The organism is Paenochrobactrum sp. BZR 201-1, assembly GCF_044987585.2.
Taxonomy (GTDB): domain Bacteria; phylum Pseudomonadota; class Alphaproteobacteria; order Rhizobiales; family Rhizobiaceae; genus Paenochrobactrum; species Paenochrobactrum pullorum.
This window is the reverse complement of sequence record NZ_JBJDRZ020000008.1, coordinates 20,735-33,459: the sequence shown is the minus strand read 5'-3', so window position 1 is coordinate 33,459 and position 12,725 is coordinate 20,735. Positions and strand designations below refer to the sequence as shown.

Here is a 12,725-nt window from a genome sequence, read left to right as displayed (position 1 = left end):
GCCAGATCAGCACGCAGGATACGATCAGCTTCCTGATCATTGATCTTCATGCCTGCCACCACCTTGGGTGCACCGGCGGCAGATGTGTGGCCGTAGCCAATCGTCCAGATACCCGCCACATCCTGATAGGCTGTCAGGCGGTTACCTTCCCATTTTTGGATGTGCGAAAGCCCCGCCGCGTTAATACGTCGTGTCATTGTCTTTACCTTTCGATAAGAAAAAGCCCCGCAAAAGCGAGGCATATTTTTTAGTGAGATTCCAACTCTATGATTTTACCACGCCGTACCGTGACGGGGATAAGTCAGGAACCTATTTGGGCCGCTGTTTTCGGGACCGGTAACGGCGGCGCCACTGCCATGCAAAAAATACAATCAATACAACGCCAATTGTGATTAGAACGACAGAACCATTGTAAACGGATTCAAATTCAAAACTGCTCATAAGGGCACCTCCTCAAAGATGAACCGCTGCACCCGTAAAAAGTTCCTTCTTTTAAAAATGACTGCCTTGAATTTGGTTTCTTCAGCACTAAATCAAACACGTCATTCCAACATATTTCGTTCTTTTAAAGGAGGTTAAGGTGAGCGATCGTTTGTTTGACGAGCCTGTTTACGTAAAGAATGGTCGATATTTAACATTAGAGATTGCCAGTATTCACGATGCGCTTATGTTCTTATATGAATGGCCGGAAGATGATCGTGATCTGATTTACGAGACCGCTTGGAAAGCTTGTTGCGACGCGCATGATGGTGTGAAGCCAATCGTAGCTGCACAGAATGCGATTAAGGGCTTTGCTAGAAAACGCGGCATACTTGATCAGCCGAATATCTCGTTACCATGGCTGCATAAAGAAGCTACTGTTAGCGATAAACTATCAGCATAGTTAAGAACAAAGCACAGCCCTGCTAGCCACTGTTATCAGGGCTGTCTATTCTATTATGGCCGTAGATAACATCATATGAAGCACGGTCAGTCCGGCCGACTTCAATCTCTCGAATGAAGTTAAGCAAGATCGCCGCGCCAGCTGGCACGGTTTTATCCATGAGATTTTCCTTTTATGAGGTATCAGACTTATAAGTGAAAAAATATCACTTTAAAAACATACGCATGTGAATGAAAACGGACGAAATGAATTAAAAAACTCTCTTAATATTAGCAATTAGAAATACTAACATTCAGTTTTGTACAGCACAATTCAACTACAATGAACTTGCTGATCAACAGTTAATAAGTTAGGAGCATCAGTAAAAGAATCATAAACTGAGGAAAACATGTCTCAGAACAACTACGTTCCGTTCATCGATGGCCTAAGAGCGATCGCAGTTATTTCCGTGGTCGGGTATCATGCAGGTCTCCCAGTTATCACTGGGGGCTTTGTAGGGGTTGATGTTTTCCTTGTCATCTCCGGTTTTTTGATTATTAATCAGATCGTAAGCGGCCTTGATAAAGGTAATTTTTCCTTTAAAACTTTCTGGGCAAGGCGAGCACTTCGCATACTGCCATCTTACCTGCTTGTAATCCTTGTATCCTGTATAATTGCCTCGTTCGTATTGGTTACTCCAAGCGAGTTTGAGGACTTCGGAAATCAAGTTATTTATTCTGCGTTGATGATAGTGAATCATTATTTCTTAGATCAACAAGGTTATTTCGATAGTTCGTCAACTTTAAAGCCTCTACTTCATCTGTGGTCACTGGCCGTCGAGGAACAATTTTATCTAGTTGCCCCCATAATTTTAGTTGGCCTTGCAGCAATTGCGCATCGTTTTTCAATACTGTCTAAATTTTTAGTACTTCTTGTATTTGTTTTATCGCTGAGTGGAAGCATTTGGTTGACCGAAGCAAATGACGATAAGAATTACGCTTTTTTTCTGATGCCGCTGCGCGCATGGGAGTTCATGGTCGGGGGCGCACTCGTACTTGCTGTGCCATACGTTTCAAGACTGCCACGCATACTAACCAATGTTCTATCCATTGCGGCTTTGGTCGCGCTCGTTCTATCGATTATATTAATCAGCTCAGAGCGCCCATGGCCCTCATTTTATGCGTTATTTCCTGTTCTTGCCACAGCAACATTAATAGCCTGCGGCCTTGCAGATCGTGGTATTTTAGTCAGCCGCATGCTCTCAATTAAACCTTTTTTGTGGATCGGCCTTGTTTCTTATGCATGGTATCTATGGCATTGGCCGTTGATCGTATTTGCAAGAATTTATAATTTTGAAACGCTCACCATTGGTACCGGCTTGCTTATGGCAGCGATGTCCTTTGTTTTAGCGTGCTTGACATATTGGTTCATAGAAAAGCCAATCAAAGAATGGCGTCAAAAGACTAAATGTGATCGCTCATGGAAGCCGACGATTGTTGGTGGCGCCGTCTGTGCCAGTATTGCGATAATTGGCACCAGTTCACTGGGCTCTTTAACTCAGATATTAGCAGTACCAACGGTTCAAGCAGAAACATTTTCAAGAGGCGGCGTATGTGAGTTGCAGTCTGAAAATGCCAAGGACAACTGCCTGAATGAAGGCAATTTAGAACAATACGGCTTACTTTTTGGTGATTCTTACGCTCTTCGCGCATATGATACTTTATCGCAATTCACACAAAACAACGCAGCTCCGTCACGTCTCACAAGTTTAATCTCTACGAGCTGCTTGCCACTTTTTGATACGGATACCTTCGTTCGCAGAAAAGTAAGAGAAAAATGTCGGACCGAGTTTACATTGGGTAAAGATATCATCGGCACATCTGAAGTTCCGGTTTCATACGCAATACTAATCGGACGATGGACATCAGCCATTGCCAATGTTGATGGCAAAAAACTATCATTGCGCTCTCTTGGTCCAGCAGGTGCAGCTAAGCCCGAAAAAGATCAAATCAAAGCAATTGAAACTCAACTTTTGCATACAATTGATACTCTTTACAATAAAGGCTTAACTCGCATTTTAATTGTCATGCCTACGCCTGAGTTCCCAACTCCCGCAGAGGCATGCATAACACGTGCTAGAAAATATTTCGCTGATATAGACAAAATATGTTCTGTCACACGCGCTGAAGCAGAGCATACGCGAGCACCGTCTGTAACCGCACTCGATAACGTGCTTAAAGCAAGACCAAATGTACGTGTTATTGACCCGCTGCCAGCATTCTGTGATGAATCAACGTGTCGCGGTTACTCACCTGAAACGAAAGAGATCCTATTTTCGGATAAAGTGCACCTAACGACTGCTGGTGTACAAAAGTTATTTAAAGCGCATCAGGATGAATTTTCCTGGGCAGCTGGTGAGATAGCAGAAAAATAATTCACGGTTGGAAAATGATGCCGTCAACAGATAGGGTATTTTTCTCTACGCTTAACCCACCAACAGTGGAGGAGTTACATGAAATAATTCCTCCTACGGCTGCACGAATATCCGCATTGTCCCCGCCAACATCCACCACCCCTCTTCGGCAATTAGCCCCCAATATAGAGGCAGTGCTTCCTTCCCGAATAAGAACGCCATAGGTTGTGGCTCCACTAAAATCGGTATTAATCCCTACGATCCGGCTACCTCGTCTCGCATGCCCACCAATACCTCCGCTATTTTTGGCCTCCCCCCCTGAGATATCAATATCTGACGAATAATTAGCCAATACTGCATCGCCACCCGCATCATTGCATTTTGCGCCGCTTGCGTTGATGCTAGAGCAATAAGAAGCTGAGAGGGCATTAAATGTGCAGCCATTTAATTCGGAGTTCTGAACGTCGATGAATGATGAATTCTGAGCAGAAACCCCATAGTTACAATCAATTAACTTAACACCGGAAGCCGATATTGAAGAACCAGAAAATGCTCGCACCCCATAATCAGCGCTATGCACTTCCGCATTACTGACGTTAATGGTGCCAGCCGTCCTAGCATAAATTGCATTCTGAGCACTGTTTTTGATTACAGCCTGAAATGCTTCAATGGAAGCTGCCCCTGTTGCCTCTAAAGCAGCATATCCCTGTGTATTCTCAATCAAAACCCCGTAAGCAGCAATTTTTCCACCATGGCTAGCATACAAGGCTGTATTGAGTGAATTTCGCACAGTTGATCGCAAAAGATTAACCGTGGCCCCATGAGTAACGTGGATATTTCTAGTGCCTATACATCCATCAAAAATCGTTTCAATCGCATCTAAGTTCGAACAATGAATATCTAAAGTATAAACACGGGCATTTTTAAATCCTGCCCCTGGCATGATCATCCCCACACAGCCATTTCGCAAATCCATACCGCTTTTCCCAAAGCCATTCATATCAACAAGGGCGGAAAGAACGGGTATGCGTGCATTTTTACCTTCGAGGAGATGTTCATTTACATCAAACTGAGAACTTAACTCCATTACTGCATCTTCAGATTTAATTACGAATTTTGAAAAATCTCCATTCGCTACAACAATCCCCTTCTCGATTTTATGACCAGATTCAATCATAATAACAATATGCGAACCTTGACGTATCTGCTTCCTACTTAAAGCATCAATTGCTGATTGTATGGTTAGGTAGTCAGATGGGATATATACTGTAAAGTCAACAAAAAATGGGTCTTCAAACCATATGCCATTAGCGCTTTGCACTTTGCCCGCGTGTTCGGGTTCTTCCGAGACGCGCTTATAAAGGTGGTCCTCACCATCACCTACGGCATCTCTCCCGTTGACACGTATTGCAGTAATACCCGCCGGTATTTCCAGTGTCTCTATGGAAGGCAAGGTCGAGTAAATCGGCACATTACCTTGGCTGACCACATCAGACGCCAAATTTTCAACAGCTGCCAGCGCAGCCTCAGCACCCATTTGCGCCACTAGTGACGCTTGCGATGCAAGCTCAGCTTCCGATACAATAGACTGACTGGCCTGATCCGAGACTAGTCGGAAATTCTCCCCGTCATCCAAGAATAACCAAACTCCCGATACTAAACCACCAGCAGAAATTTGATTGCCGGAACTTGTCAAAAGCTGTTTTCCATTGATTGTGACATTGCCGGAATTGGCTTGGGCAATTTCTATCGTGAATAGCGCTTCACCAGCAGCGGTCGGCGGCGTGGCACTTGGCTGGGCGATGATATTATTTTCATTGCCACCGGTGATCACATACTTATAAATCAACTCTGGCAGCTCAAGCCCGCCAGCACCTGCGATCAACCCTTTAATCAACCGTTCAATTTCGGTCATCCAGATTTGAAAGTCTTGCGGCGAAATCTGTCGTGGAGTGCCATCCGCATTAAAAGGCGCAGCAACGCTCACTCCGAGCTTTGTGAAAATGCTCATGACCTGTAGTCTCCAAATTGTAATGGATGTTGATTAATCGTTGCCTTCACCGGCAACGTAAATTGATCTGGTAGCCGCTAAGCTCTCGGTACCGTTTGAAGTGATGGCGTAAGCGCGAATAATGTAAGTGACGCCATGATTGCCGCCTGATAGCTGGACTGCGCGTGAAAAACCTTGCTGTGGCCGCGTGTTTTCCTGCCCAATTGGATTTCCATCCATTTCAAGACGGCAGGCACAAACTTTGAGTTCATTGGAGACAACCGTAATCGTTCCCTTAAAAACATAAGCCCCACCATCATCTTCACTGATATTGATTGTGGGTGGTTCCGGCTGACTATTATCAATGATAACCGGATCAACACTCAAAAACGGTGACCAATAAGAGCCTTCGTCTTTATCGTTGAAGAAACGGACACGTAGATCAGCCTTTTTGCCGCTATGATCTCCTGCCCGATAAGCATAACGAGCGCCTGTTCCACTGCCATAGGCAGTCATCTGTTGCCACGGATCAGGCTCACCATCAGCGTAAGTGCGAACCACCGCCTCAGCCTCCGTACCACCAGCCACACCATTGTAAGCGGCTCGCAATTCATAAGAACCATCAGGGTAGCGAACTTGTGTTAATCCTGAAGGCAGTGCCGGTGTTGGCAACTCGCTTTCATATTGCATATCCGGAATGCGTTCCGGTGGCGGTGCCTCATCCCGTGTTACGCTCCAAGTGGGTAAATCAGGCCAGACCATAAAAGGAATTTCCACAGTGCCATCACTGTCATTCACCCGTGGCGTACCAATTGCCGCCGTCACCACCTCATCAAGATCAGGCAATTCAAGCTTGATTGTCGTATGCCCCCAAGCGGCCAGACCTGCCATATTGGTGGTAACCATACCGACATCAGCACGTGCCAGCGCGAACAGCCTACGGCCTATCCGTTGTGCCTGCGCACTCGAAGGACAGAACGGCAGCTCGACATCAAAATACTGCTCACCAACACGGTCAATCTCAGCCTGATCACGTGACCAACTTAGTGGGGTAGAGCTTGGATCATCTGGCTTTTTTGAAAGCGCAATCTCTGCCATTTCGTAATTGCGCTCAGGCGAATAATATTTGATCCGGCAGACGTTTGGGCGCTCGACACTATCGGGACCAGACTTCCATTGTAGATCAACGATATCTCTGGCTGTAATCGTTAGTGAAGGTGTGCGAACATCATCAATCAATCGGATGGCGTATTTATTATTCTCAGTCGGTACAATTTCAGCACCGATGGATTGGAGCGCCTGCTCAACCACTTCACCGCGTGGACGCTCAGACGGCCAGACACCCCAAGCACGGGCGCGTGGTTCCGTACCGCCATGGACATTCATTACCTGATCAGCCTTCGTAGCCTCTTGCCCGATCACAGCCCAATCAATGTCGAATGATTTCAGGCTGGGATATGAGCGCAAGATATGCGCCACACCCAACACACCATTGTCGGAATATTTCCATGTGTTTGGATTATCGACCTGTTGAGACGGATCACGCGGGTCATAGATAAACTCAGACCGCTGCACCCGCTCATATGGCGGCTCACCGCCCTGATAAAGTTTTAAGAACTTCTCATCATTAATGCCGGGCGAAATATACTGAATGAGCGTTTGCGCTATACCACGTACCCGGTGCTCTGCCGTCCAAAGTGCGGGGAAAGCATCCATAAGTTCCGGCCATGCTACTTCACTACCATTGCCGTTTTTGCTTTTGATATAGAGCCATGAGCCACCTTTTCGTGACCAAGGCGGCGATGACACCGCACCGTCACTATCAATGGTAACTTCGCGCCCACCAATGAAATGCTCTTCAATCGCAGCAGCACGCCCGCGTACATGACAAATCAAACGCCAGCGATCCAAGCCAGTCGTATTACCAAAGGCTTTAAGGCCTGCAATACGTACGCGCCCAATTGCACGAATTTCAGAGCTATTACCTGTTTCGAACGTGCTTTTATATTCGCCCGGATCAATCTTAGGTGCCTTAGGCCCGAACATTGCGCCAGCAAGCAATTGCGCACCAATCGCGCCTGCACCAAGCACAAGTGATCCAAGCATGCCGGCACTCATGGCAGGCAAAATTCCGGCAGCGCCAATCGACATCAAACCCGATATGACCGCACTGCCAATAGAAATTGGATCAGCCAAAGCCGTCCCGCTCATAAGCAGATATGAGCTGACTGCAAGAACAAGACGTTTTTTCATGGTTAAATAGCCCAGACCTTTACAAAGGATCGCGGTCTTAAAAATCGGGTACCCGTTTCAGTACGAAGAATACAGGCACCATCATTGGCAATGATCACACCAATATCGCCATAATCGGCAGTGCGCACCAAGGCCACATCGCCGAGCTGCGGATCACCCCTGTTCTCAAATATACCTGCTTGAGCAAGCGCATTACTCCAAAGCGCCAACAAGCCGCCGTGTTGCGCGATAATCTCCAAAGCCTCATCTTTGCTGGAATAATCAGCAAGACGAGCCATAGGGCATCCGGTGGCGATTTCCACCCACTTAGCAGCATAGGCCGTGCAGTCACTCTCACCCCAGACAACAGGCACGTCTTTCCAGCCTTCAATGAAGGATTTTAATAGCTCCGACCGTTCCATGTTATTTCCAGTTTTCCATGACTTTAACACCGACAAAATCTAAGCCCTTATCGCCCGGATACCGGCGGCGCTGATCGGCTGGGTTCCACTGTCCACCAAACGGATAGTTTTGCGACGACCAGATACTTTCGACCGTAACGGTAACGGTGCGCAGCCCAATGCCACCCCAAGTGAGTGATGGCGCACTGAGCTTGCCCGGAAAGAGCTTTCGTAAAGGGATAACCAGTTCCTCGGTCTCACCATCAAATGCAGCCCAATATAGATCCGCTCGCCTGCCCTCGATCTCACGCGCACTGGCATGAACCGACTTGAAGAACTCTCTATTTGCACCGGACAAAGTGACTTCAACCGCCACCGCCTGCCCGAAGCGCGGCTCTTCAATGTTGCTCAATGAAACCATTTGCGTGCCAAGCGGATCAGTCACACCCCGCCACTCATGGCCATTCAGTGTGACACGGCCTGTGCCATTGTGCAGACGAGCAATGCCTGATGGCAGATCCATTTCCAGAAACCACGCCCGCGCCACATGCGGACGGCGCAGCTTTGCCAGATCCTCAGCTGTAAAAACTGCCATATTTAATCCGTCCAATAATCACGCACATCATAATCAAGGCATTCAATCAGCGAGATTGATAAGCCCGTAGCAAACGCGGCTTCCCGAGGCAGCGGGGCAGCATCCTGTCCCGCCAAGCGCATGGCAAGAACCGGATTAAGTGTTGCATAATCATCCACGCTGATTGCCTTACGAAGCTTCGGCCAAATACGATAATGCCCAGGTTCAAAAACCTCGGTGATCGTATAAAGCCCAAAGTGAAACGGTGAAAAACCGATCATATCCCCGATATCAAGCTGATGGCCGAAATACTCATTTCCCAACTTGATCTCGGTGCCATCCTTTTGCGTATCAGCCACAATGCGAACAAGCGGGTTACTGGATTGCCAGTTTTTCCCATTATCCCAAGGTAAACTGTTGCCCCATGTCTGCCCTGCCCGCCATGATTGCGAGGTGGATTGCACACCACGCTGATTGAAGGAAAGGCCATCCCAATCACAAAAGGAAACACGGACAGCATTTGCGCCGCCATGCAAGGCAGTCACAAGCCCACGGTAACGTCTAAATGCTTGCCCGCGTAATGGTGGAAATGCAAAACGCCAACTCCACAAGCCAAATGGCGAGCTATAACTTTGGTTGAAACCTTGGACACTATCGGTCGAGCCAGAACCAACCGCACGTGGCCCCGATAAGGGTTCACGGGAATTAGACCGAACACCGACCGGCCACGAAAGCAACCGAGCCATTAGGGACGTCCTCCCCGCAATTGCCGTTTATTATTACGACTATCAACCATTGCTGGAACTTTATTTGATAACTGAGCCGTGGAACGTAAAGCTTCACCACGGGCAACACTTTCGACAAACGGCTTAATATTGCCATTACCATCAGACGAAATCCCGACCGTGACATGAACACTCTGCATCCCCCCACTTTGCGGCGCTTTCAGCACGGGCATGATTGGCGCTTGCAAGGTTGGCATAGCAACAACACCACCGGAAGCATAACCACGCATACCGCGCCGCATGGCTTCAACCGCAGCAACGCCGCCCGCCCGCGCAACGTCCTTTTGTGACCAGACAACCTCGCCTTTGTGAACAACGCCAGCTGGCTGATTTTTCCCGCCTGAGCCAGTATAACCGCCCTCTGAAAAGCCAAAGATTTTACCGATACCGCCCAGAAGTCCACCGCCCCCAAACAACCCGGCCAATGGCCCCTTACCCAACAGTAACGCCTGATTAACAGCATCCATCAATGTATTGAGAAAACCGTCTAGCGCCTTATTGCCGGTCTCAATAGCAGGTATCATCGACTGAAAAGCATCCATCATGCTGCCTTTGAGGAAGTCAGATGCTTGCCGCACCTGCTCATGAGACTCGGCCAACTGGTTTACTGCGACTGTAGTTTGAGCATACCCTTCTGCCAGACTTTCAATCTGCTCACGCAAGGCTGGCGTGGCAGCCGCCAAATCAGCAGTCTTTATAAGGCCCGCCGCATGGGCCGCGTTAAGCAACTCTTGCACAGTCGTGGCCTTCGTGATCGAATATTCATAATCATCAATAAGTGGGTTGAGATTATCTAAAACCTCAGCCTCCCGATTGAGCATCACCCATCGCTCTTTGAGACCCTTAGTAACGCGCTCATAATCATTGTCGCGCTGCTTCTTCTCTTTCTTGGGCTTTTTACCTTCGGCAGAGCGGGAAGCGTCACCGGCAAGTTGCGCCTGTGCAATTTCTTTGATCTGAGCTTCGGTTAGTTTACGGCCATCCTTTATAGATTGCGCGCGAACCTGCGCAATCTTGGTTTCAAGATCGTATTGGGACTTACTTAGAGACGCACGTTGTTTCGCGCCTGCAACATATTCATTGTTGAGCTGACGTTCTTCGATAACTTTTTGCCGTGCACGGGTACGACCACCACGGCTGAATGAAGATGAGCCTTGGCCAGACACTCCTGCAATTAGATTGTTTGCCTTATCTGCTTCCGCAGCAAGCCTTCCCATTTCTTCAATAGCAGCTGCAATTTTATCAAAAAAGGCAGCAAAAGAAGGGTTTGCTTCACCTAACTTTATAATGGCAGCGGCGGCATCATCCGCACCTTCTTCCGCCTTAAGAAAGTCCGCGATGATTTTTTGAGTATCGTCTTTTAACTTTTGGCTAATTTCGCCTTTAGTGCTGAGCATATCCAAGTGATCCGACAGGCCTTGAACAGCTTCACGAGCATCCGTTAAGTCAAATGTATCCTGATACTGGGCAGTGTAACCATGGAGCGCTTGAACCCGTTCAATCGTTCCTTCAAGCTCATTTGAAAGGTCAATAACTCCCTGACTGACACTTGTATTCTTTATCTCATTAATTTTAGCTAAGATTGCATCAAGTGGCGCTCCGGCCTGCTTAGCCTGTTCAGCAAACTGCATCAGCTCATCTATCGCCGAATTATTACGTTTTTCTTCAGGATTGGCGAACCAGCTATTCGACTTGCTAGCCCACGCCTTTTGCCTAAACTTTTCAAGTTCACCATCAGCAAGAATACTGCCTTTACGAATGGCATCAAGCTCTTCACGAATCTCTTTCAGCTTTCTAGCCGCAGCCGACTCACTTAGATTTGTGAGCGATTCCGCTGCCTCATCAATGCCATCAGCCGCAACAGGCGCCAGTAAGCCAAGTTTGCGCATCTCTTCATTCAGCTTATCTGTCCGATCAGCCGCTTCAGCACTGCTAAGCGCATATTGAGAAACGCCTAGCGCAACCGCGCCGCCGATCAGCAAGCCAACCGGCCCAGCAGCAGCTCCAAGCCCGCCAAACGCTGTAGCCAACCCGCCCATCGTACGCGCAGCGGCTAAAGCCTGTGTAAAGTTCTTAAGGGCGGTGCCTGCAAGACCAAGAGTCGAGATCATCTTTAACAATGAGCGACCAATGAGCGCCCCCGCAATGACACCAGCAAGCTGCAATGCAACATCGGCTGTCTTGTCAAAATTATCGGCCATGATGACCAAGGCTTCTGAAATCTTAGCGCTAACGCCTGTAGCCTGATCAGCATTGCCGACGTATTCTAGTAGTGCATTTTGCAAAAGCTGAATGCCATCGCCAATAGTGGCTGGCATCGCCTCTGCTTCTTTGCGCAATGTTTCCATCTGGCTGGAAAGCGCCTTAACAACATCGTTCCCTGTAATCTTACCTTGAGCCCCGAGTTTACGAAGGCCGCCAACGGTAGTGCCGAGGCCAGCCGCAAGTGCCTCTGCGACCCGCCCGCCCTGAGAAATTACTGTATTAAGGTTCTGTCCTGACAGCTTACCTAGCGCCATAGCCTTTGCCAGAGCGTCAGTTACGGTAGCGGCACGCTGTCCTTTCGCGCCGGAAACAACGAGAGCATTATTAAGCGCCTCTGTGTAATCAAGCGATTGGTCGGTACTATAGCCAAGTTCCTGCAAGGCCGTGGCATTCGATAAATAGGATTCCGTTGTCTGTTCAAGGTCGGAATAAGTACGGCGAGCCATTTCGCCAAGACGCCCCATAACTTCCGTACCTTTTTCTATGCCGCCAGCAGCAAGTGCGACACGCGAATTAAGGTCAGTCCAAGTATCAGTCATTTTGCGCAGCTCGTTTACGCCAAGCGCGGCACCAACCCCCGCTAATGGTCCGGTTAGTCCTTTAAATGAGCGCGAAAAGATACTGTCCAGATTTTTATTCATCTGGCGAGCACGGCGTTCAATGGCATTAAACTGCTTGTTCGCAACACCTTGCTGTCGCGCCAGAGACTTCTCAAAGCTTTTGAAGTCAGCCGAAAGCTGCACAACCAACTTTTCAATGTCTGTTGCCATGGTCTGGTCTATCCTGATAAACAAAAAGCCCGAGTTAGCGAGCTTATGGGGATGAAATGAGATTTTTAATTGGTATAACTTGCATCGTCGTGATTGCCTTCGTTGGCTATTTCTTCTGGAACGAATACAGCGAAGCACGTACTCGGGCACAATATGCACAAGCCAAAGAACGACAAGAGTTTACCAATAACTGCTGGCGATTAATAACCACACGCCCCGAATACGACAAAAGCTTTGCCGAAAGCATGGGGCCTGCCGAACGGGAAAATCGACTTAGGAAATGCGTTTCTTTTTTCGATACGGGCAAGTTGCCTTAATTAATTTATTTAGAAAAGCGCCCCGTAGGGCGCTCTCTATGAGCGATTGATAACCCTCGACATTCCAGCTCTCTTTTGATTTGATAGCGTGGGGATAAGGGGGAGTTAAGGTATGC

At 48.0% G+C, this 12,725-nt stretch carries 9 protein-coding genes; 2 read left to right on the top strand and 7 right to left on the bottom strand.

From position 1 onward, the window contains the following. Positions 1-197 (bottom strand): lysozyme (locus tag ACI0FR_RS07705; RefSeq protein WP_461667921.1); only part of this gene is annotated, 197 nt, incomplete at its 3' end. Positions 198-580: 383 nt separating this feature from the next. Here ACI0FR_RS07705 and ACI0FR_RS07700 point away from each other — a divergent pair. Continuing rightward, positions 581-883: a DUF982 domain-containing protein gene (locus tag ACI0FR_RS07700; protein ID WP_461667920.1), complete on the top strand. Its 303-nt coding sequence runs from the start codon at positions 581-583 to the stop codon at positions 881-883. A 388-nt stretch (positions 884-1,271) separates the two neighbouring features. Next, positions 1,272-3,296 (top strand): acyltransferase family protein, encoded by a 2,025-nt coding sequence (locus tag ACI0FR_RS07695; RefSeq protein ID WP_461667919.1) that lies wholly within the window; start codon positions 1,272-1,274, stop codon positions 3,294-3,296. 1 nt (position 3,297) lies between these two features. On the opposite strand, the gene ACI0FR_RS07690 is transcribed toward ACI0FR_RS07695, so the two are convergent. Genes ACI0FR_RS07690 through ACI0FR_RS07665 form a run of 6 tightly spaced genes read right to left on the bottom strand, consistent with a single transcriptional unit; the run spans position 3,298 to position 12,451 of the window. After that, complete coding sequence (locus ACI0FR_RS07690) at positions 3,298-5,286, bottom strand: right-handed parallel beta-helix repeat-containing protein (RefSeq protein WP_461667918.1); 1,989 nt, start codon at positions 5,284-5,286, stop codon at positions 3,298-3,300. A 33-nt stretch (positions 5,287-5,319) separates the two neighbouring features. After that, positions 5,320-7,518 carry a phage tail protein gene (locus ACI0FR_RS07685; RefSeq protein WP_461667917.1) on the bottom strand — a complete coding sequence of 733 codons (2,199 nt, stop codon included), beginning with the start codon at positions 7,516-7,518 and terminating at the stop codon, positions 5,320-5,322. Between the two features lie 2 nt (positions 7,519-7,520). Continuing rightward, the gene (locus tag ACI0FR_RS07680) at positions 7,521-7,919 is read right to left on the bottom strand and encodes a DUF6950 family protein (protein WP_461667916.1); all 399 of its coding nucleotides are present in this window, start codon (positions 7,917-7,919) and stop codon (positions 7,521-7,523) included. A gap of 1 nt (position 7,920) precedes the next feature. After that, positions 7,921-8,493, bottom strand: a complete 573-nt coding sequence (locus tag ACI0FR_RS07675; protein ID WP_461667915.1) for a transcriptional regulator — start codon at positions 8,491-8,493, stop codon at positions 7,921-7,923. A 2-nt stretch (positions 8,494-8,495) separates the two neighbouring features. Next, a complete protein-coding gene (locus tag ACI0FR_RS07670) occupies positions 8,496-9,218 on the bottom strand; it encodes a hypothetical protein (RefSeq protein ID WP_461667914.1) in 723 nt (240 codons plus the stop codon). Continuing rightward, positions 9,218-12,451, bottom strand: coding sequence for a tape measure protein (locus tag ACI0FR_RS07665; protein WP_461667913.1), 3,234 nt, complete (start codon positions 12,449-12,451; stop codon positions 9,218-9,220). Before ACI0FR_RS07665 ends, ACI0FR_RS07670 begins: the two co-directional genes overlap by 1 nt. Between the last annotated feature and the right edge of the window lie 274 nt (positions 12,452-12,725).

Bases quoted from the DNA above. Each gene is read 5' to 3' on its own strand.
- ACI0FR_RS07695 (WP_461667919.1), top strand. From the start codon at position 1,272: ATGTCTCAGAACAACTACGTTCCGTTCATCGATGGCCTAAGAGCGATC.
- ACI0FR_RS07690 (WP_461667918.1), bottom strand. From the start codon at position 5,286: ATGAGCATTTTCACAAAGCTCGGAGTGAGCGTTGCTGCGCCTTTTAAT.
- ACI0FR_RS07685 (WP_461667917.1), bottom strand. From the start codon at position 7,518: ATGAAAAAACGTCTTGTTCTTGCAGTCAGCTCATATCTGCTTATGAGC.
- ACI0FR_RS07680 (WP_461667916.1), bottom strand. From the start codon at position 7,919: ATGGAACGGTCGGAGCTATTAAAATCCTTCATTGAAGGCTGGAAAGAC.
- ACI0FR_RS07675 (WP_461667915.1), bottom strand. From the start codon at position 8,493: ATGGCAGTTTTTACAGCTGAGGATCTGGCAAAGCTGCGCCGTCCGCAT.
- ACI0FR_RS07670 (WP_461667914.1), bottom strand. From the start codon at position 9,218: ATGGCTCGGTTGCTTTCGTGGCCGGTCGGTGTTCGGTCTAATTCCCGT.